The sequence below is a fragment of the Pseudomonas sp. GZD-222 genome (genome assembly GCF_049310525.1).
Classification (GTDB): domain Bacteria; phylum Pseudomonadota; class Gammaproteobacteria; order Pseudomonadales; family Pseudomonadaceae; genus Aquipseudomonas.
Genome location: NZ_JBMOWO010000078.1, coordinates 135854 through 156728 on the forward strand (window position 1 = coordinate 135854; position 20875 = coordinate 156728).

Consider the following 20875-nt stretch of genomic DNA (forward strand, 5'->3'; position numbering starts at 1 on the left):
GCTATCACAACTCATTCAGGGATCCTCCCTTGCAACTCATCCCCGCCACCGACCAGCACTGTGCCTTCGCCCGCGACCTGACCCGCCGCGCCATGCTGCGTTACTACCATGAGTTCGACTTGCTGTGGATCGAAGAAGCCTTCGACCAGGCCTGGGGCTGGCGCGAGCAATGGTTGATCGTCGAGGGTGAAACCGTGCTGGGCTTCTGCAGCCTCAGTCAGGACCGCCAGGCCCTGTACATCCGCGAGCTGCACCTGGTCGAGGATGCCCGTGGGCGGGGCATCGGTACTCAAGTCCTGGAGCAACTGGCCGGCTGGGCTGGCGAACGGCGTTTACCGCTGATGCGGCTGACCGTGTTCAAAAGCAACCCGGCGCAGGCTTTATACCGGCGCCGGGGTTTTGCAGCAGTAGGGGAAGATGACTGCTTCGTGCGTATGCAGCGGGCTATTGACCCGCAAGGCTGCTGACGCGCACCACATGCGCCTGGCGCTGGGTTGCATCAAGCAACGGCCCCTGAATACCCAGCAGGTCACCGATCAGCAGGTTCTGCAGCAGCGGCTTGCCTTCGAAGCGGTTGGGCCCGAGCACCACCTGCTGCAAGCCTTCAACCCGCACCACGGCTTTACCAGCCGTACCCAGAGTGTTGCCACTGAGCACCAGAGGGCCGGCCAACGGTGCGGCATTGCGCAGACTGATGGCATATTCCGGGGTGTTGCCGATGCGGTTGTTGACCAGCGTTGCACCGCTCACTTCACTGGCGTCCACGGCGCTGCCCTGGCTGTTGCCGATCAGGTTGTCCTCGATCAGCAGCGGCGCCTGGGCCGTCGGCGCCAGGTTGCGCAGTTGCAGGCCGTTGCCACGGCTGTCACCGATCAGGTTGGCGCTGAGCAGCAGGGCGCCGCGCTGATCGCTGATTTCGATGGCGGCCTTGTGTGCTCCAAGGATCAGGTTGCGTTCGACCCGTGCCACGGTTTGTCCACGCAGGCGGATGCCACTGTTATTGTCGATGCCGCGCAGCTGGTTGTTGACCAAGTTGACCTGACTGTCGCGCACGTCGATAGCGTACTGCTGGGATTGCTCGAAGCGACTGTCGCTGATCTGTGCCTGGCTGTGCTGCAGCTCCACCGCGCTGGACAGGTCGTTGAACTGGCTGTCGCGCACAATCAATGTGGCCTGTGCGGTATTTGCTGCCTGCTGGCTGCTCAGGGCGGTACTCAAGCCGCGCGACAGGTTGGCGTTGTAGCCCAGGCGCTCAAGGGTCGAGCCGATGACCTGGGTATGGCTACCGGCCCAGGCCACCACGAACGGGCGCCAGGCACGGTCGGTGCTGCCTGGCTTGTCGCCGGCGACGCTCTCCAGGCGTGACTGGTTCAGGCCCAGCCAGCCCTGGTTGATCAGCGCCGTTCCCGAGTAGCTGTACAGGTACAGGCTGGTGCCTTCCAGCACCAGGCCGCCATCACTGCCGATCATCAGCGGATAGCTGAGCAGGTAGCCGTCCTTGTAGGGCTTGAGGATCCGCGGATTGTTCAGCGCCTGGTGCAATTGCGCCAGGGTGATGCTGCCACCGCGAATCAGTACCGCTTGCGGGTGGTGCGCCTGGTAACCGGCAATGGCACGGAACAGGCCGTTGTTGACGAAGGGCTCGAATGGCCAGCTGCCGGTCTGCGCGGAGAACATCGGTTGTAGGCTGACGCTGGCCCGGCCTGACGGACGCGGACGTTCCTTGACCTGCAATTGCACGGCTTGAGCGACCTGTTGCTGCAGTTGTATCAACTGGGCCTGATGCTCGGTGCTGCTGATCACGTTCAGCGACTGCTGTGGCGCCAGGCTTTGGCTGGCGGCCTGGACGTTGCCTGCGCAGAGCAGGACGGCGAGGCAGCAAAGGGAAAGAGGGCGCATGGCCATGGCGGTTCGTCCTTGGGTTACGGCAGTTTGGGATACAGCGGCTTGAGCGGGCCGCCAATCTGGCTGTAGTTGTCGACGTCGCCGTCTTCGCTGTCATACAACTGGCGAGCCAGGCGATGGTTTGGCACGCGTTGCAGGAAGGGGATCAGCCAGGCCAGTTTGTAGGGGGCTACCGAGGTCTGGGATTTGCCCCGGAGTTCGGGCAGGTTGTCGGGATCGAGAATGCTGCGCGCGGCGAAGTTGCCCAGCAGCTCCAGGGTCTGTTGGTCTTCGCTGCTCCAGGGCAGGCCATTGACCCGCGCCGATTCGGCCAGCAACACCAGCGGCACCAGGGCGTACTGGCTATAGGTGGCGGCGAGCTTGCCGCGGGCGACTTCCAGCGGCAGGTAGGCATAGCTGCCATCGCTGGCCTTGACCGCCTGTTGCAGGCCAAGGCGCAGGTTACCGTCGGCCCACTGGATGAAGTCGTCGCGCCCGATCAACATGCCGGTTGCGGCTACCGCCCAGGCGGCCCAGTAGTCATGGTTGTTGAACCAGGCAAAACCTTGCGCCCGGCGCGGCTGGTACTCGGCAATGATGCGTTCGCCCAACTGCCTGAACCAGTCGCGCTGCTGCGCCGACAGCTGCAATTTGCCGTCGCTGGCGGCCTGGGTCATCAGCAAGGTCGAGGCCATCGCCGCCACAGCCCACTTGCGCGCGGCCATGCCGGTGCTGCTGGCGTCGGCGCTGAGCAGGGCCTGGGCTTCGGCCCAGCGTTGCAGCCACTGGTCCTGGCAGGCCAGGGCCATGTTCGCTTCCTGGGGCGTTTTCGCCCGCTGGAAACGCTTGCTGGCATAGATCAAACCACCGATAAATTGCTTGACCTGCTTGCCGATCTTTTCGCTGTTGGCATCGGGGCTGCTGCGCAGGGTCGACTTGGTCGCGTCGCGCTGATCGTACTTGCTCTGCATCTGCAAGCTGCCGGTATAGGGCGCGGGTGGCTCCTTGCTGCACTGCAGGGTGCGGTAGTCGGCGATCATCGCCGACTGCGCAGTGGCACGTGGCGGCCAGATCGAGCTGGCCGCCAGGCTGTGGCTCAGTTGCAGGCTGGCGCACAGGCCCAGGGCCAGTGCGCTCCAGGTTTTCACAGGCATAGTCGGGTTTCCACCTGGGTAGCAGCGCTGCCGGGCTTGGTCGGCTCCATGAACACCGAGAGCAGATTGGCCCCGGCAAACTCCTTGGCGCGGCTCAGTTCCAGGTAATACCGGCCACCGGTGACCACCGCCTCACGACGGAACCAGACTTTGTCGCGGGCACCGTTGTCGTAATAGACGATCACGTAGAAATCCTTGACGTTCTTGTCGCTGATGCGGATATCAAGGAAGCCGTTGTTCACCGCCTTGCGCGCTTCGCCGGCATTACTGAGCAGCTCGATACGCTCGTTGACCTTCAGTGCCGGACGCTGCAAGCGGTTGGCCATGACCTCGGTGGACACCGGGCAACCACCCTTGATCGCCGGAATCAGCTGGCGGTACATCAAGTCGGACTCCAGCTGATAGTTGGCCGGCAGCTCCCAGATGATCAGCTTGGGCGGCGCCTTGGGCTTGTAGTTCTCCGACAGCAGGTACTCGAGCAGCGAGCCGTCCTGGCCGACGCCGGGCAGGGCGTAGTTGAGGATGTCGACCTCCAGGTACTGCTTGAGGTAGCCGTCGAAGTTGAACTGCTTGCTCTCGTCTTCCCGGGCCGCAGCGTTACTGTCGCCGACCAGGATCACCTGGGGGTCCGGCGCGTCGTCGAACAAGGCATCGGCGCCCTGGTCCGCGGGGATGGTCTGGTAGCCACGCACGTACTGGAAGCCGTAGTTGTTGCCGCAGATATAGCTCAGCGCCAGGTTCAGGGTGCCGTCTTTGGGCACCATCACCCCAGGCTCGGTGCGGTACTGCTTCTTGTCCAGTGCGGCATAGAACGGCTGGCGGCGCACTTCCTCGGCCAGCAGGCGGGCGGTGGCCTCAGCGCCGGTGGGCGTCCAGTGGTGATCGCGGCGGAAGAAGAACTCGCCCTTGGGCGGGTTCTGCACCAGTTGCATCATTGGCGCGACCACGGCGCCACCGTTACGCAGTTGCTGCAGGTAGTTGCCGAGGTTGCCGCTGGCGCGGGCGAAGTCGAAGCCGTGGAGCTTGTCGGCGTACAGCTTGTCGCGGTGCATCAGGCCGCGCGTTGGCTGGATGGCCATGGCCACCTGGATACCCTGACGATGAAAGGTGTCCATCAGTCGCGCGAACTCCGGACGCATGGGCGCCGGGATGCCGAAATCGTTGGTCAGGTCGACCGCCGAGCGAAACAGCCAGCGGTCTTTGCCGGGAACGATTTCGCGCATCAGCTTCATGCGCCCTTCGGCGTAGTGCTGGGGATTGCTCAAGCCGGGGCACATCAGGCACTCCAGGCCTTTGCAGGTGGCCTGGTTGTCGTCGGCGCCAACACTGTGTGCGCTGAACAGGGCGCCTGCGGCCGCGAGGCCAAGGGCGAATAGGCTCTTCATTGTGCCACTCACTCGCTCGGGTCGATGCTGTTGGCCAGGCTCATGCTGCGATAACCGTTGCCCTGAGGCAGCAGCACGTAGCTGTAGGAACGGCCTTTCTTGAGGAACAGTTCGTCGAACTGGGCGACTTTCTGTTGCTGGTCATAGGCGGCAAAACCGATCTTGATTTCATTGACCATGCGGCTGCCGGTCTGGTCTTTGCCCAGGGTGTCGACCACCACACTCTTGCCGTCGACGGTTTTCAACGCGACCTTGGCCGGGGTCAGGTTGTAGAACGCGATCTGGGCTTTTTTTGGCTCGTTGACGTACTTGTCGGCAATCAGCGTCAAGCTGTTGCCGTCATAGACCACTGTGCTGGCAGCGTTGGCCTTGAGCTGCGGTTCGATGGCTTTGGCGCCGACGGCGATCTTGTGGTTGCCGGCCGGGGTGAAGCGGTAGCCACTCAGTTGGCCGGCGGCGACCCGCTGCGGGTTGACCTTGCCGCTCAGGGTCACGTCGATGTTGCTGTCGGACAGGTTGAGCACCCGCACAAAGGCGGAGTCGGCTGGGGCCACGGCGTCGTACAGGTCGGCGTTGCCTTCGGCGGCCAGTCCCTGGGTGCTGACCAGTAGCAGGGTGCTGGCGGTGAGCAAGTGCTTGAGCGTACGGTTCATGATGATCTCCTTGAACATGTCAGAAATGTTGGGTCTGGCCAGGTCGGCTCAGCGAGCCCAGGCGGTGGGCGAGCAGGGTGCGCAGGGGGAACTCCCAGATCACGGTGTCGATCTGCGGATTCTTCAGGTCGTCGCTGGCGAGGAACTGGTTCATCGCCTCGAACGGGCCGCGCGCCTCCACCGCCACGCTGAGCAGGTCGCGGTTCAGCGCTTCCTTGAGAAATCCGGTGAAGTTCCAGTCGTCGATCTTGCTGTAGCTGGTACCCACCAGTAGCAGGCTCTGCTGCTCGTCGGCGAACAGCGCGTCACTGTCCTGTTCGGCCTTGAGGGTTTCGTACACGGCGATCTGGCTGGGGCCATATTGCGGGGCCAGTTGCGCGTGATTGAACTGGATGTAGTTCATCAGGTCGCCCTTGACGGATTTTTCCGCGACCTTGTTCGACACGTAGCGCTCGTCGCCGAGCAGATCGGGGCGCTGACGGGCCAGTTCATAGGCTGTCAGCCGCGCACCTTCCGGGCTCCAGTGGGTGTCGGATTTAAGAAACAGTTCCGGGCCCGCACGGTTGTACAGGAAGGCCGTGCGCACTGGCGTGACTTCGGTTTTCTGCGCCTTCAGGCCGGCGACGAAGCGGTCGTACAGGCTGATTGCCCGCGGGTCGACGGCGCGCTCGGCGTGGGCGCCATAGACGTCCACCTTCATTGGCAGCGGCAACAGGATCAGGCGTTTGTTGTGCGCCTTGAGTTTCTGCTCGACCTCGGCGATCTGCGCCAGCTGGCCGTCCAGGTTGGCTTGCAGATTGTTCGGCACGCGGTATTCCTGGTTGGTGTACAGCCAGCCGTCCTTGCCCAGCACCACGCCTTTGGTGCCTTCGTCGAACAGGCGGTACTGGGCGTTGGCCCACAGTTTCACCGAGGGTTCACGGAGGAAGAAGCGCTTGTCGTAGACCTGCTCGAACTTGCGCAGCAGCTTGCCATCGACGAACAGGTTCCAGGCATCGCTCTGGCTTTTGGCGAAGCTGAACACCGGCGGCAGGGAGTACACGAACATCCCCGCCAGCACCGCGCCAAAGAGGATGCCGTTGACCTTGCTCGCCGAATTCATGACCGGGTACATGGCCGTCTCCTAGAACTGGAAATACAGAAAGGGTGAAAAGGAGTTCGCCGCCAGGCTGCTCAGGGCCAGGGCGAAACCGGCCCACAGCAGCACGGCCTTGAGGCCACCGACATGACGCATGAAGTACTGCTCTTTATTACCGGCGTAGTAGCGCACGTTGTTGCTGCCGGCCAGCACCAGCCAGCACAGCGCGACGGCGGCAAACGACATGGCCATCTTCGAAGCGCCGAACACATACAGGTCCAGCGAGCCCAGGCCGTTGAGGCCGAACAGCGCCTGGTAGATGTCCAGGCTGTGGCGCAGGTCGTTGGTGAAGAACAACGGCATGCTCAGGATGATCAGCACGAAGGTGCGCACGTTGCGCCCCAGGTGGTAGGGCGTGGTGATCTTGGTCGCCAGGTTGTACTTGCGTTCGATGACCATCCCCAGGCCAAAGAACAGGCCCCAGAAGATGAAGGCGAAGCTTGCACCGTGCCACAGCCCCGACAGCAGCATGGTGTAGACCAGTGCCGGCAGCGCCCCGGCCACGCGTTTGCGCACCAGCGGCATGTACACGTAGTCGCGCAGGAAATGCGCCAGGGTCATGTGCCAGCGTGCCCAGAACTCGGTGATGCTCTGCGAGACGTAAGGCTGGTTGAAGTTCTCCGGAAAACGGAAGCCCATCATCAGCGCCAGGCCCAGGGCCATATGACTGTAGCCGGCGAAGTCGAAGTACAGCTGCAGGGTAGAAACCACCAGGCCGAACCAGGCATCGCTGAGCTGCAGGGTGCCTTCGCTGATGAACAGCACGTTGATCGGCGCCAACTGGTCGGCGATCAGCACCTTCATGATGAAGCCGAGCATGAAGCGACACACCCCCAGGGAAAACAGCTCCAGGGAGTGGGTGCGCTGGCGCAGTTGTGGCGCCAGTTGGCTGTAGCGCAGGATCGGCCCGGCGACCAGGTGCGGGAACAGCGCGACGAAGGCGGCGAAGTCGATGAAGTTGTTCGTCGGCGTCGCGTCTTTGCGGTAGATGTCGACGATGTAGCTCAGGGCATGGAACACATAGAAGGAGATGCCCAGCGGCAGGAAGATGGTCTCCAGGCTCCAGGTGTTGATGCCCAGCGGTGCGAGCAGGGCGGCGAGCACTTCGGCGCCGAAGTTGGCGTATTTGAAGTAGCCCAGGGTCGACAGGTTGCCGACGATGCCGATCCACAGCAGGCGCAAGGCCCAGCGCTTGTCACCGGCGTCCAGGCGCGCCTTGATGCGCAGGCCGAACCAGTAGTTCCAATAGGTGATGGCGACGAACAGCAGCAAGAAGTCCGGGCGCCACCAGGCATAGAAAATGTAGCTGGCGGCAACGATCACGGTCGAGCGCCATTGCGGCCGGGCGAGGAAGTACACGGCCAGGAACAGCGGCAGGTAGAGGAACAGAAAGACGTTGGAGGCGAAGATCATCGAAGGGTCCGTCCTTAGTAGCTGATCACGACGCCGACACTCAGCTGGTAGTCATCACCGCTGTCCAGGGCGTTGCCAGCATTGAGGTAGCTGGCGCTGACCAGGGCGTTGACGTCCAGGTGTTTGCCGTCGATGGCCACCGGAAACATCTTCCAGTAGTAATTGAGGTCGTACATTTGCCCGACATCCTTGCCGCCACCGTGGTTGCCCTGGGCAATGGCGCGGTTGCGTTCGCTGCGCTGGTCGCCGTCGATGCGCACCGGCAAGGTGCCGTCGGCGTCGCGCAGTTTCAGGTCGGTCACGCGCAGGTCGAGGGCGCTGCGTGGCGTCGGGTTGGTTTCCAGGCTGATGCCGTAGTAGCTCAGGTTGCGCAGGTCGAGGCTGACGAACGAGCTGGTCAGGCGTGTGCTGTAGCTGCCCTGGCGGGTGATGCGGTCGGACTGGATGGCATTCAGGCGAAAGCCGTCGTTCTCGTTGCTCGGCTTGTCGGTCAGGCCACCGCGCAGGGCGACCCGTGGTGTCCAGGGCAGGTCGTGAAAGCGCTTGCCGATTTCACCCAGGGCTGCCCAGCCGCTGGCGTGATTGCCGGTGCTGGTGATGCCGTTGCCATCGGTGTTGTCGACCTTGCCGTCGAGGCCGGCCAGTTCCAGGTGGTAGTCACTGAACAGCGGGCTGACATCCAGGTCGTCGGCCTTGAAGAACAGCCCGTAGCGCATGCCTTTGAAGTCGTAGCGATCTTCCGGGTCGTGGCCGCTGTGGTCGTTCTCGTGCATCAGGCGCACGCCGGCCCAGTTGCGTTCGCTCCAGCGGTAGGCGTATTCACCCATCAGGTAGGTGGTGCGCTCTTCGCTGTCGGCCAGGCTGTTGACGTCGCTGTTGTAGTTGTAGAACTTTTGCCCCACGGCAAAAAAGCCCCGGGAGAAGGTGTCGTTGTAGTTGAAGCGCAGCGACTCCAGGCTGTCGTCCCACCAGATGCCGTAGTCATCGAAATAGCGCTGGCGGCCCACCGACAGCGAGAAGCGTGGGTCATCGCCGAGCAGGTTGCGTTTGACGTACAGCTCGCGCAGTTCGGCGTACCAGCCTTCAGGCTGTTCGCGGTCGAAGCTGTTGCTGTTCTCGTTCTGGGTGCTGATCGACTGGCTGGAGTCGTAGTTCAGCCACAGGCGGCCATAGACCATCCACTTGGCCCAGCGCTTTTCCGGCGAGTACCAGGCAAAGGACGGCTCGTAGCGCAGGCTGTAGAACATCTCGCGGCTGCGCCCGACCTCGGAGTTCTCCGGGCCGTAGCCGGTCTGCACGGTCAACTTGTTGAAGAACTCCGAAGTGATCACCGGCGCACTGCCGTCACTTGGCAGCACCCGTACCGGTTCGTTGCTATCGGCTTCAGGGCCGGTGATTTCTTCGGCGGCCATGGCCGGGTACAGCGGTGTCAGGGCCAGCAGGGCACCGAACAGGGAGTGATGCACTTTCACAGGGTTGCCTCCTTCAACAGATCGGCACGTGCCGCCAGGGCACGGTCGATGTCATCCTTTTTGAGGGTCTTTTGCAGACGCTTGAGCAGGCTGCGCGCACCGTTTTCACCGAGGTCCAGGGCTACCTGGGCATAGGTGTAGGCCTTGACCGGGTCGTGGCAGATGGCGCGGCCATAAGCATGCAAGGTGGCCATGCGGTACCAGGCGGCGGTCGAGCCGGCGCGGGCCTGGGCCTGGAAGATCTGCAGGGCCTTTTCCTGATCCGGCTCATCCTCCACACCCTTGCTGTAGTACTCGGCCAGCAGCAGCTGGGCGTCGGGGTATTGATTGGCGATCAATTCGTCGATCAGCGTCCGGGCCTTTTGCGGGTCCAGGGTCAGCCAGTTGTTGACCATGTAGAACGAAGCCTGCAGCGCCTTGGCGCGGGTCGGTTCACGGGCCTGCACCTGATCGATCAGGGCCTGGGTTTCCTCGGCGTTATGCTCGGTGGGGTTGGAAATCATGAAGTTGGCCTTGGACACCATCGCCGGCACAAAGCCGCGTTCTGCGGCGTTGTCACGCCAGCGCTGGGCTTCGGCGCGGGCCACGTCGAGGGTGTCGCTGCGGGCCTTTTCCGCCGCCAGCTGCGCGGCGTCGGGTTGTGCCCGGGCCGGGCCCATGGCACTGGTCTGACGCTCGTAACGGTCGGCTTCCAGTTCGGCGCGTTGCACGCTGTTGATGCTGTCGAGCAGTGAGCCAATGCGGTGCACGATCTCGACTGCAAGGGTTGGCCGCTGCGCTTCCAGGCTCCGGGCAAAGGCCGGGAAGGCGCGGTCCTGATCGTCGCCGAGAAAGCGGTAGTAGCGATCGATGGCCCGCACGTCTACGCGCACCGCTTGTTGATACCAGTGTTCGGCGCTCTGCCGATCGCCCTGACGGTCAGCCAGGACCGCACGGTACAATTCGGGGCGGCAGTTGAGCAGGCAGGATTGCTGATACAGCGCGAGCAATTGCTGAGCCTGGTCGGTGGACACCAGTTGCGGATAAACCAGAAACACCTCGAGGGTGGTGCTGGCGTTGCGCGGGTCGAGGGTCGCCGGGTAGCGCGTCAACGCCTCGGCTACCCAATTGCGCTGACCCTGTTGCAGGCTCGGGGTGCGGTCGAGCAGGCGCGCCAGCGAGGCCAGTGCCGGAATCTGCCCGCGGCCGTCAGCGAAGGCTTCCTTATACAGGCTGATCACTTCCTGGCGGTTGGCGCCGTCGGTGTTGGCCAGAACATCGCCGAGCAGCAACTTGGACGCCAGGTCGCCACGCTCGGACAGCAAGCGCAGGTCGCTGCTGACATTGGCACTGGGATCCTTGTACAGCGCGTAGCGGATCTGCTCCAGGCTCTGGCCGGCCGAAGCAGTACCGGCGGCACAGGCTACACACAGGCTTGCCAGCAGCAGGCGGGAGGGCATCATCGCGTTCATTGCCAATCCTTCCTTTGTGTTCAGCGCGATGCCGTGAACGGCAAGCCCAGGAACAGGTCCACCGCCACTGGCTTCTGGTAGGCCTGGCGTGGCAGCGGGGTGTCCGGGGCGATGGTCAGGGACAGGTTCTTGTTGGCCTCATCGACGCGCGAGTCGACGACCTTGCCGCTGAAGTGCTCGTCCAGGCCAAACACCTTCATGTCCACCGAGGTGACACGGGAGATGTCGGCCAGCTTGTCGAACGGCACGTTGGCGGTGACGAACAGGCCTTCATCACGCGGCAGCAGATGCATCAGCGGTGCCTGTTTATAGCCGTAACCGTCCAGGGGTTTGCTCGGGAAGTAAACCTCGCAATCGCACGGGCTGTTGATCACCGTCTCGATGGTGGCGCGCCCGAGCAGGGTCTGCAGATCGCCAGGTGACAGGTCGGCCACGGCTTTCATGTCCGCCGGGCTGGTGAAGCTGGTGGCCAGCTGGGTGGAGATGTTGGCCAGCGGTTGTCCGGCTTTTACCTCGGTCTGACCAGGCTGCAGGAGGAACTTCACATAACCGTTGTCGGGCATGCTGATCACCTGGGCGTTGGCCGACACCTGGGCCTGCACCGCTGGAATACGGAAGAACAGCAGGTAGCTCTTGTAGGCGACGAAGCCCAGGGCGGCGAGACCGGCAGCAGCGTAGAGCAGGGTGCCGGTCACGGCCTTGAGGCGATCCCCGCTGCTGCGCGCGCTGGCGTGCTGTTGCTTGCGTTCCTTGATGTAGTTCTCGCGCTGCATCACGTTGAACAGGCCATTGATGTCGGCGATCTCGCCTGACAGATAGGCGCTGATGATGTAGCGCAGGATGTCGCGCTTCTGTGCGTCGAGGTCAACGAACTGGGCGCCGACTTCTTCGCCGCGCTGGGAAACGATACGTACCTTGCTGTCCAGGCTCAGGTCGACCTGGTTCAGGCGCAGGCGGATCGAGGCGTTGTACAGGCTGCCGATGGTCAGCGGTTTGTCGTGACGCAGGCCAATGCCACCCAGGGAAATGTCCTGCAAGGTGGTTTCCACAGTGGGCTGTCCGGCCGCTGCCAGGGTGACGCGGGCATTGATCCGGGTGCGCACGTACTGGCGTTCGTCGATCGCTTCATGGACGACATTGGCAGCAGTTTTACCGGGAACTGTAGGTGTACTTGAGCTACTCATGGCAGGCGCCTTTCCTTAACGTTGCGTGAGTTCGAGAAGAACCGAGATGACCCCGAAAAAGATCGCGATGGAGGAAAACAGCATCGCTTTGGAGGACCAGCGGTTCAGGGCGGCATCGAAGTTGACGCTGCCGTTGCTTAATGTGGTTTTCTGTCGGGTCCAGCGCTGCTGGTCCATGTGGAACAGCGCGTAGATCTTCATCACCGAGCCGACAATCTGGTTGTAATAAAGAACAAAGGGGTACACCGGGCTCACCGGGTGACCGGCGAACAGGAACAGCACGGTGACGATGCTGCGCGACAGCAGTACCCAGAACAGGTACACCAGCAGGTACTGGATGCCGAACACCAGGCCGGCGACCACCGAGGCAGTCAGGCCCATCAGGCAGGTCCACATCGACACCCGCTGATCGAGCAGCACGTACAGGGTGAACAGGCCCAGTCGCGCACGGCCGAGCAGGGCGGTGGCGCGAAAGTTTTGCCGCAGCGAGTTGCCGTACCAGCGGAACATCAGCTGGCGGGTGGCGCGCCAGAAGCTGTTGTCTGGTGGATGCTCGACCGTCAGGGTGTTGCTGTCGGGAACGTAGAAGGTGTCCCAGCCGGCGCGCATCAGGCTCAACCAGGATGACTTGTCGTCACCGGTGAGGAACTGAAAGCGGCCCAGGCGCCAGTGCTCGAGAAAGTCGGCTTCGACGTCGCGGATGAAATCCGGGTCGGTCATGACGCTGGCGCGAAAGAACGACAACCGTCCGGTCAGGGTCAGCACCCGGTGCGACAGGGCCATGGAGCACATGTTGATGTGGCGCTGGACGAAGCGCATCGAGTGCCACTGGCGCATCAGGTTGCTGCCTTCGACTTCGCAGAACTCGTTGGTGGTCAGGCCGCCGACCTTGGGCAGGTAAGCAAACAGCTTGACCGCGCGTTCGACGCAACCCGGCAGCATCATGGTGTCGCCATCGACCACACCGACCACCGAGTCCTCCAGCGGCATCTGCCGCGACAGGGCGCGGAAGGCATGGGCCAGGCCATCACGCTTGCCGGTGCCACGGGCGCGGACAATCACCAGCTTGATGTCGTCCCGGTCCTTGACCTCGTTGCGCATGATTTCCTTGATGAACTGCTCGTCGCCTTTTTCCACGATCGAGGCAATCACCGTGCATGGCACCTTGAGCCGCTGTACCTCCTGGAACACCGACTGGTAGACCTTGAAGGTGGTGTGGGTGGGGATACGAAAACTGGTCACCACCATGAACATATGCGCGGGCAACGCCGCGTCGCCCATCTTCTCCACCGCTTTGCGAATGCGCGGAAACTTCCAGTGCAGGAAGTACATGCCGCGCAGGTAGTGAACGATGGCATTGCCATAGCGCCACATGCCCAGGGTGCCGATGATGAAGATGAAGCTGTGGTGGCTGGGGTCCAGATACGCCGGGGCGATCATCTCCGAGGCCAGGGCGATCAGGCCGAACAGGCAGGCCCAGGCGCATAAGCTCATGGCTGCCCGTCTTGCGCCTGAAGGCGGTTGTTGCTGTCGTTCCATCTAACCGTTGCTCCGTTGTACAGGCGCCTGCACCTGACCGAAAAGCGCACTTACCAGGCCCGGCCGCAATGCGGCAGGCAGACAAAGGCAGGTGTTCAATACGGTCAGGCGCAGGCCTGGGATACTTGCCGGGTGCTCTCTACGGAGCGTCGGGCATTACCAGCAGATACCCTGTTGGCTGTCGTTGCTGCCATGGGGCATGAAGCCGACCAGGTCGATGACCTGTTTGCCTGCGGGGATATCCAGGGCCTGGGCGAAGCGATCATCGTTGTTGCCCAGCACAATCACGTCAGCGCCGTTGATGACCTGGTCGAGGTCACTGCACAGCAGCGACGACACGTGGGGAATCTTCGATTCGATGTAATCGCGGTTGGCCCCGAAGACCCGGGCATATTCGACGTTGGCGTCATAGATGCTCAGTTCATAGCCCTTGCCGATCAGCATCTCGGCCAGCTCCACCAACGGGCTTTCGCGCAGGTCGTCGGTGCCGGACTTGAAACTCAGGCCGAGCAGGCCGATACGGCGTTTGTCCTGGCGCACGATCAGGTCGAAAGCATTGCGTACCTGGTTGCGGTTGCTGTCCATGATCGAGGCCAGCAGCGGGTGTTCAACGTCCAGTTGGCCGGCACGGTAGGTGAGGGCACGTACGTCTTTGGGCAGGCAGGAGCCGCCGAAGGCAAAGCCCGGACGCAGGTAGTAGCGCGACAGGTTGAGTTTGTAGTCCTGGCAGACCACATCCATCACCTCGCGGCCATCGACGCCGGAGGCCTTGGCAATGTTGCCGATCTCGTTGGCAAAGCTGACCTTGGTCGCGTGCCAGACGTTGCAGGTGTACTTGATCATCTCGGCGACTTCGATCGACTTGCGGATCACCGGTGCATCAAGACCTTTGTACAGCGATTCGAGCAGGTCGCCCGAGGCCTGGTCCAGTTCGCCGATCACGGTCATGGCCGGGAAGTCGTAGTCCTGGATGGCGGTGCTTTCACGTAGGAACTCAGGGTTCACGGCAACCCCGAAATCAACACCGGCACGTTTGCCCGAGGCCTGCTCAAGCAGTGGAATGACCACATTCTTGGCCGTACCTGGCAGTACTGTACTGCGCACAACGATGGTGTGGCGGCTGGCCTTGTCGCGCAGTGCCATGCCGATCTCGCGGCACACCGCTTCCATGTAGACCAGGTCGAGGTCGCCGTTTTTCTTGCTTGGGGTGCCGACGCACAGCAGCGACATCTCGGTTGCCAGTACCGCAGCCTGAACATCGGTGGTGCCGCGCAGGCGACCATGGTTGACGCCATCGAGCAGCAGTTGCTCAAGCCCGGGCTCGACGATCGGGGATTTGCCCTGGTTGATCATGTCGACCTTGTCCTGAGAAATATCGACCCCCAGTACCTGGTGGCCGCGGGCGGACAAACAGCCCGCACAAACGGCGCCCACATAACCCAATCCAAAAATACTGATATTCATAGTTCCCTCTTCCGTGTTCAGCAAGGCTGACCCGGTTACTCAGTTTATCGGTGTTGTCGACGTGGCGAGCACGCATGATCGAATCGCGCGCTGAACAGGCGATGGCCGTGTTGTTCGTTGTCTTGTTTCTATCCTAAGGGGGATTTTTTTAGTTACGCAAGCATTCAGTTGTTTGTAAATCAAATCAATTTGATATTTGCTTGTTAAGTTTAAAAAGCTGTTAAAAAACAACAACTTAAAGTTGTCAATAAGTTGTATGTCAAAAAAATGGTGCTCGCTTTGTCGGCAGATTTGTGGCGTCAATAAAAAATTTTCGGCTTTGTGCTGGTGGCGTTCTGGCAGGCTTTCTACTGATTTTTTTTGCCTGACTTGAACTTTTCACGGTCTTGAAAGTTGAGTTTTTTGATGGCTATTAGATATGTATCGCTGGGACTAAGGTGCCAACTTTCCATGGCTGGAAAATGCTCGCCTGGCGCTCAGTCGAGAGCCGCTTAAATGTTCGATGATGGCCCTGTACAGACAACCACAGACAGGAGCTGCATCAGTCGGCTTGTGCAGTGCCGGGCTTCCTGTGCATAGTGGCGCTTGAGTGGCCTATCCTGCAGGTATGCGTGGATGACAGGCGTGGTAATGGATCAAGGACATTGAATGCGATGAATGGAATCGGATCCCGTCTACGGGAAGAGCGGGAGCGTCTGGGCCTGACCCAGCGCGTGTTCGGCGATATCGGTGGGGTAGAACCCAATGCCCAGGGCAAGTACGAGAGTGGCGAGCGTACGCCCAAGGCCGACTACCTGGCTGCCGTGGCGGCCCGAGGGGTCGATGCCCTGTATGTGTTGAACGGTACGCGTACCCCCATACCCCAAGGTAGCCTGAGTGCGGAGGAGAACCGCTTGTTGGCGGCTTTTCGCGAATTACCCATGGCCGACCAGGCCGCGGTCCAGCAATTGCTCGGTAGCCTTGCCGGGGCTCTAACACGGGCGTGTACGAAGGTTTCCAGCCAGTCTCCGGGCGTCTTTGGTCGGGTGACGGGCAAGAGCAAAATAGCATCGATGCAATGACGAGTTCCGTTAGCTCTAGCGCCCGATTTTTTGCTAAGGTGGCGGGATCCAATTGCCGCCGCAGTGTGAGGTGTCTGCTTGATTAGGGTCCTGGTGGTCGATGATCACGATCTGGTACGTACAGGCATCACCCGTATGCTGGCCGATATCGATGGCTTGCAGGTAGTGGGCGAGGCCGATTCCGGTGAGTCATCGTTGAAGGTGGCGCGCGAACTCAAGCCTGATGTGGTGCTGATGGACGTGAAAATGCCCGGCATCGGCGGCCTTGAGGCCACGCGCAAGCTGTTGCGCAGTCATCCCGATGTGAAAGTGGTGGCCGTCACCGTTTGTGAAGAGGACCCGTTTCCTACGCGCCTGCTGCAAGCCGGTGCGGCCGGTTACCTGACCAAAGGTGCAGGCCTGGATGAAATGGTCCAGGCCATTCGCCTGGTGTTCGCCGGCCAGCGTTACATCAGTCCGCAGATTGCCCAGCAACTGGCGCTCAAGTCGTTCCAGCCGCAAGGCTCGCCGTTCGATGCGCTGTCGGAGCGGGAAATTCAGATCGCGCTGATGATTGTCGGTTGCCAAAAGGTGCAGATCATCTCCGACAAGCTGTGCCTGTCACCGAAAACGGTCAATACTTACCGTTACCGGATCTTCGAAAAACTCTCGGTCACCAGCGACGTCGAACTGACGCTGCTGGCGGTCCGCCATGGCATGGTTGACGCCAGTCTCTGAGCTCATGACCCCTGTGTTCGATTCAAGTGCATTCCTGGCGACCTGCAGCGGTCGCCCGGGCGTTTACCGGATGTTCGACGGTGAAGCCCGGCTGCTGTATGTCGGCAAAGCGAAAAACCTCAAGAAACGCCTGGCCAGCTACTTTCGCAAGACTGGCCTGGCGCCGAAGACGGCTGCCCTGGTGGCGCGCATTGCCCAGGTCGAAACCACCATCACCGCCAACGAGACCGAAGCGCTGCTGCTTGAGCAGACGCTGATCAAGGAATGGCGGCCGCCGTACAACATCCTGCTGCGCGACGATAAGTCCTACCCTTATGTGTTTTTGTCCGACGGCCCGTTCCCGCGGCTGGGGATTCATCGCGGCGCCAAGAAGCAGAAGGGCAAGTACTTCGGGCCTTACCCCAGTGCCGGTGCCATTCGCGAAAGCCTGAGCCTGCTGCAGAAAACCTTTTTTGTCCGCCAGTGCGAAGACAGCTACTACAGCAACCGCACCCGGCCGTGCCTGCAATACCAGATCAAGCGCTGCAAGGCGCCTTGTGTCGGCCTGGTCGAACCGGAGGAATATGCCGTTGATGTACGTCACTCGGTGATGTTCCTCGAAGGTCGCAGCCATCAACTGACCAACGAGCTGAACGCCGAGATGGAGCAGGCGGCCATGGCCCTGGAATTCGAGCGGGCCGCCGAACTGCGCGACCAGATTGCCTTGCTGCGCCGGGTCCAGGACCAGCAGAGCATGGAGGGCGGCAGCGGCGACGTGGATGTGATCGCCGCGTTCACCAACCCCGGCGGTGCCTGCGTGCACCTGATCAGCGTGCGCGGTGGGCGGGTGTTGGGCAGCAAGAACTTCTTTCCCCAGGTCGGGATCGAAGAGGAGGTGGCCGAGGTCATGGCCGCGTTCCTCTCGCAGTACTACATCGGTAATGCCGAGCGCGACCTGCCGGGTGAGTTGATTGTCAATGTGGTGCACGAAGACTTCGCGGCGTTCACTGCGGCCATCGAAGCGTTGCGTGGCCGCGAACTGACCATCAGCCACCGCGTGCGCGGTACCCGTGCACGCTGGCAGCAGCTGGCGGTGACCAATGCCGAGCAGGCGCTGGGTGCGCGGTTGGCCAACCGTCAGCACATGGCTTCACGCTTCGAGGCACTGGCTCAGGTGCTGGACCTGGATGAAACCCCGCAGCGCCTGGAATGCTACGACATCAGTCACTCCAGCGGTGAGGCGACAGTCGCCTCCTGCGTGGTGTTTGGCCCTGAAGGTCCATTGAAGTCCGACTACCGGCGCTTCAACATCGAAGGTGTCACCCCGGGCGACGACTATGCGGCGATGCACCAGGCCCTGACCCGACGCTTCGGGCGGATCAAGGACGGTGAGGGCAAGTTGCCCGATGTTCTGTTGGTGGACGGTGGCAAAGGTCAGCTGAACATGGCCCGTGACGTTCTGCAGGAACTGGCCGTTCCCGACCTGATCCTGCTCGGTGTGGCCAAGGGCGTCACGCGCAAGGCCGGCTTTGAAACCTTGTACCTCAACGACGCCGCCCATGAGTTCACCCTCAAGGGCGACTCGCCAGCACTGCACCTGATTCAGCAGATCCGTGACGAAGCGCACCGTTTCGCCATTACCGGCCACCGCGCCCGGCGCGGCAAGGCGCGGCGTACTTCCAGCCTGGAAGACGTGGCGGGCGTGGGGCCAAAGCGCCGTCGCGACCTGCTCAAACACTTCGGTGGTTTGCAAGAGCTGACCCGCGCCAGCATCGAAGAAATCGCCAAAGCACCGGGAATCAGTAAAAAGCTTGCCGAGTCGATTTATGCCAACCTGCATAGCGAGTAGAATGCACGCTCACTTTGCAGCCAGTTGTGCCGATGAATATCCCAAATCTACTTACAGTTCTTCGCGTCCTGCTCATTCCGATCTTCATTTTGCTGTTTTATGTTCCGTATCACTGGAGCTATATCGCAGCGAGCAGCGTTTTTGCCGTAGCGGCGGCCACTGACTGGCTCGACGGTTACCTGGCCCGTCGCCTGCAGCAGAGCACGCCCTTCGGTGCCTTCCTCGACCCTGTGGCCGACAAGCTGATGGTCGCCGTGGCGCTGGTGCTGTTGGTGCAGGTGCACGCGAACTTCTGGCTGACCTTGCCGGCGGCAGTCATCATCGGTCGCGAGATCGTGGTATCGGCCCTGCGCGAGTGGATGGCCGAACTGGGGGCGCGGGCGCATGTCGCCGTGTCGAACCTGGGCAAGTGGAAGACCGCCGCACAAATGCTGGCGTTGGTGATCTTGCTGGCCAATCCGCCGGTGCTGACCTTCTGGGTGATCCTGGGCTATGCCTTGCTGATGGTCTCCGCTGGCCTGACCCTGTGGTCGATGGTGCACTACCTGCGCGCCGCCTGGCCGCACCTGCGCGAAGGCTCGGAGCAAAAATAAAGCTTTTTTGAATCAAGGGCTTGACGGCGTTTCATGATGCTATAAAATGGCCGTCACCAAATGCGGGAATAGCTCAGTTGGTAGAGCACGACCTTGCCAAGGTCGGGGTCGCGAGTTCGAGTCTCGTTTCCCGCTCCAGATATCGATTTACAGAATTCCGTGGAAGTCTGTAAGTTATCGAAAAAAGACGCTTCGGCGTCTTTTTTCGTTTCAGTGCTGCACGGGTGTGCATCCGTGCATGGGCGAGCGGCGCCGATCCATGAGCACTATTTTTCAGGCAGCTTTTGTACTTTGAGGTTATCCAGTACTAGCAGGCTGCCGTCTTCCTCAGTATCGACAGCCAGGATTATCGCCTCCGGGCCGTCGATGATGAGTTCTTTGCTGCCGTAGCGCATCTCGCCTGGTCCATCCTCGGATAGTTCCTCGCTGCCCCCGCCGATAACCGTTTGCAGCCCGCAGTAGCTATTGCAGCCCCAGGAAAAAGTCACCAGCCGACGCCCGGCGCCTTCAAGAACGAACTTGATCGTGGAATCCACTTCCAGGTGCTTGGCGCTAATCAGACCCTTGCTTGCCTCGTGAGGCTTGTCGCCGACACCCCGGTTAATCCGGTCCAGCTGGAACTCGACAGCGTTCGAGGTTACCCGGGCGTGTTGGCCTACGGGAAGACTTTCGAAATCGACGGAGGGCGTCGGGGTTGGCTGGCCCGCTGCCTGATCCTGCGCGTCATAGGCGAAATTCAACGTACCTTCCTTTTCGGTGGGGAACGTCACCTGCACGACGGGTATCAGTTGGTCGTACTTCTGCTGGTAGCGAATCTGGTCGTATTGCGCCTTGGCCAGTGCTTCGCGCTCGCCTTTGACATAGAAGAACGAATGCAAGGGGAGCTCCCCACCCTTGCCCTTTTCCCAGACCGGTAGCAGCACTTCGTTGTTGATGTGCCAGTGTGCATCAGGCATACCCTCGCGTGCGTCCAGAGCGGTCTGGAACCATTTCGCCGCATTGTCCTGCTGCTCCTTGCGTAGCTCCCACCCGCAGACCCGGTAATTGCTCGCCTGAGGGTACTTGGCGAGCCATTGCTGCGCGGTGTTGATATCCAGGGCCTGACAGGTATCGGTAGTTTCCTCGTAGCCGGCGATAGGGCCACAACCCTGCAAGGTCGGGCGCTGATTGGTGTTGGCGTTTATCGGAAACGAGCACAGCACCTTAAGGTCGGCAATTTTGCCTTCAGGCACCGCCTGCGTTGGATACATGATCAGGCCGTTCTGGTTGCCGAAAGGCTTGCCGAAGTTGTTGTCCCGGCGTAACCACGAGAATGCGACACTGCCTTTTTCAATTTGACTATCACTCGGTTCCCAGGGCAAAAAACCGGGACTGCTGGAGGTGGTACGCATTGTGATTCCGCTGCACAAGTAGCCGGGTTTGTCCGGGCCGCCGCAATCGTCGGCAGTACTGTCGTACCAGCGTTTGAGATCGATGACCGCCTGGTTTCCCTGCCTGTTGAGCTCAAGCAGGTCAGACGATGCCAGCGCCACGTTGGTAATACAGGCGCCGGTGATTGACATGAGCAGGCATGAGGTTTTCCGCATAATTAAGCACCTTGATCAAAAGGAAGACATGACGAGCCATAGACCTGTTGCCTGCTGGCCCATCGAACGGCCCTGTGCTGAAAGAAGCAGCAACTGGTCACTGCTCATCAGTTGTGGGACGGGTCATTTACCCATTCAATCAAACAGCGCGCTACTCACAGAAATGATAGGTACAGTGCGGATTGCCGGGTCGGCGTCGGTAGCTGGCGTTGGTGCTTGCACTCAAGAGTCTTGCTCATACAGCAATGGCAGGAGGGTCGCAGACATTGCAGTCCAGGTAACAGTCTGAATCGGGTAGTAGCTATCTAACGGCTACCGACAACCCTCGCTGCTTAGGCTCGTGTCTTCATTCA

At 61.2% G+C, this 20875-nt stretch carries 17 protein-coding genes and 1 tRNA gene; 6 read left to right on the plus strand and 12 right to left on the minus strand.

From position 1 onward, the window contains the following. Positions 1-29 precede the first annotated feature (29 nt). Complete coding sequence (locus ACO6VD_RS15090; protein WP_422420137.1) at positions 30-467, plus strand: GNAT family N-acetyltransferase; 438 nt, start codon at positions 30-32, stop codon at positions 465-467. Here ACO6VD_RS15090 and ACO6VD_RS15095 read toward each other — a convergent pair. The 11 genes from ACO6VD_RS15095 to ACO6VD_RS15145 all read right to left on the minus strand — a co-directional run bounded on the left by ACO6VD_RS15095 (position 445) and on the right by ACO6VD_RS15145 (position 14737). Continuing rightward, positions 445-1905: a right-handed parallel beta-helix repeat-containing protein gene (locus ACO6VD_RS15095; RefSeq protein WP_422420139.1), complete on the minus strand. Its 1461-nt coding sequence runs from the start codon at positions 1903-1905 to the stop codon at positions 445-447. The genes ACO6VD_RS15090 and ACO6VD_RS15095 overlap by 23 nt on opposite strands. A 17-nt stretch (positions 1906-1922) precedes the next feature. Next, entirely contained in the window at positions 1923-3038 is a 1116-nt protein-coding gene (locus ACO6VD_RS15100; RefSeq protein WP_422420141.1) for a polysaccharide lyase, read from the minus strand. Beyond that, entirely contained in the window at positions 3029-4423 is a 1395-nt protein-coding gene (locus tag ACO6VD_RS15105) for an alginate O-acetyltransferase AlgX-related protein (RefSeq protein WP_422420143.1), read from the minus strand. Before ACO6VD_RS15105 ends, ACO6VD_RS15100 begins: the two co-directional genes overlap by 10 nt. A gap of 8 nt (positions 4424-4431) precedes the next feature. Beyond that, entirely contained in the window at positions 4432-5076 is a 645-nt protein-coding gene (locus tag ACO6VD_RS15110; protein WP_422420145.1) for an alginate O-acetyltransferase AlgF, read from the minus strand. A gap of 19 nt (positions 5077-5095) precedes the next feature. Then, positions 5096-6190: an alginate O-acetyltransferase gene (locus ACO6VD_RS15115; RefSeq protein ID WP_422420147.1), complete on the minus strand. Its 1095-nt coding sequence runs from the start codon at positions 6188-6190 to the stop codon at positions 5096-5098. Between the two features lie 9 nt (positions 6191-6199). Next, on the minus strand, positions 6200-7627 hold the full coding sequence (locus ACO6VD_RS15120) for an MBOAT family O-acyltransferase (RefSeq protein ID WP_422420149.1): 1428 nt from the start codon (positions 7625-7627) through the stop codon (positions 6200-6202). A 14-nt stretch (positions 7628-7641) separates the two neighbouring features. Then, the gene (locus ACO6VD_RS15125) at positions 7642-9099 is read right to left on the minus strand and encodes an alginate export family protein (RefSeq protein ID WP_422420151.1); all 1458 of its coding nucleotides are present in this window, start codon (positions 9097-9099) and stop codon (positions 7642-7644) included. Continuing rightward, positions 9096-10550, minus strand: coding sequence for a tetratricopeptide repeat protein (locus tag ACO6VD_RS15130; protein WP_422420153.1), 1455 nt, complete (start codon positions 10548-10550; stop codon positions 9096-9098). The genes ACO6VD_RS15125 and ACO6VD_RS15130 overlap by 4 nt, the downstream gene beginning before the upstream one ends. A gap of 20 nt (positions 10551-10570) precedes the next feature. Then, positions 10571-11734, minus strand: coding sequence for a PilZ domain-containing protein (locus ACO6VD_RS15135; RefSeq protein WP_422420156.1), 1164 nt, complete (start codon positions 11732-11734; stop codon positions 10571-10573). 15 nt (positions 11735-11749) lie between these two features. Beyond that, positions 11750-13273: a glycosyltransferase gene (locus ACO6VD_RS15140; protein ID WP_422420158.1), complete on the minus strand. Its 1524-nt coding sequence runs from the start codon at positions 13271-13273 to the stop codon at positions 11750-11752. Between the two features lie 156 nt (positions 13274-13429). After that, positions 13430-14737: a nucleotide sugar dehydrogenase gene (locus ACO6VD_RS15145; protein ID WP_422420160.1), complete on the minus strand. Its 1308-nt coding sequence runs from the start codon at positions 14735-14737 to the stop codon at positions 13430-13432. A gap of 653 nt (positions 14738-15390) precedes the next feature. Here ACO6VD_RS15145 and ACO6VD_RS15150 point away from each other — a divergent pair. The 5 genes from ACO6VD_RS15150 to ACO6VD_RS15170 all read left to right on the plus strand — a co-directional run bounded on the left by ACO6VD_RS15150 (position 15391) and on the right by ACO6VD_RS15170 (position 19074). After that, positions 15391-15798, plus strand: coding sequence for a helix-turn-helix domain-containing protein (locus ACO6VD_RS15150; RefSeq protein ID WP_422420162.1), 408 nt, complete (start codon positions 15391-15393; stop codon positions 15796-15798). 78 nt (positions 15799-15876) lie between these two features. Continuing rightward, complete coding sequence (gene uvrY / locus ACO6VD_RS15155; protein WP_400171171.1) at positions 15877-16515, plus strand: response regulator transcription factor GacA; 639 nt, start codon at positions 15877-15879, stop codon at positions 16513-16515. 4 nt (positions 16516-16519) lie between these two features. After that, on the plus strand, positions 16520-18343 hold the full coding sequence (uvrC, locus tag ACO6VD_RS15160) for an excinuclease ABC subunit UvrC (protein ID WP_422420164.1): 1824 nt from the start codon (positions 16520-16522) through the stop codon (positions 18341-18343). A 32-nt stretch (positions 18344-18375) separates the two neighbouring features. Then, positions 18376-18936: a CDP-diacylglycerol--glycerol-3-phosphate 3-phosphatidyltransferase gene (pgsA, locus tag ACO6VD_RS15165; protein ID WP_400171169.1), complete on the plus strand. Its 561-nt coding sequence runs from the start codon at positions 18376-18378 to the stop codon at positions 18934-18936. Between the two features lie 62 nt (positions 18937-18998). After that, a tRNA-Gly gene (locus tag ACO6VD_RS15170) sits at positions 18999-19074 on the plus strand. A gap of 128 nt (positions 19075-19202) precedes the next feature. Here the strand turns inward: ACO6VD_RS15170 and ACO6VD_RS15175 are convergent. Continuing rightward, positions 19203-20522 carry a hypothetical protein gene (locus ACO6VD_RS15175; RefSeq protein WP_422420166.1) on the minus strand — a complete coding sequence of 440 codons (1320 nt, stop codon included), beginning with the start codon at positions 20520-20522 and terminating at the stop codon, positions 19203-19205. Positions 20523-20875: the final 353 nt, after the last annotated feature.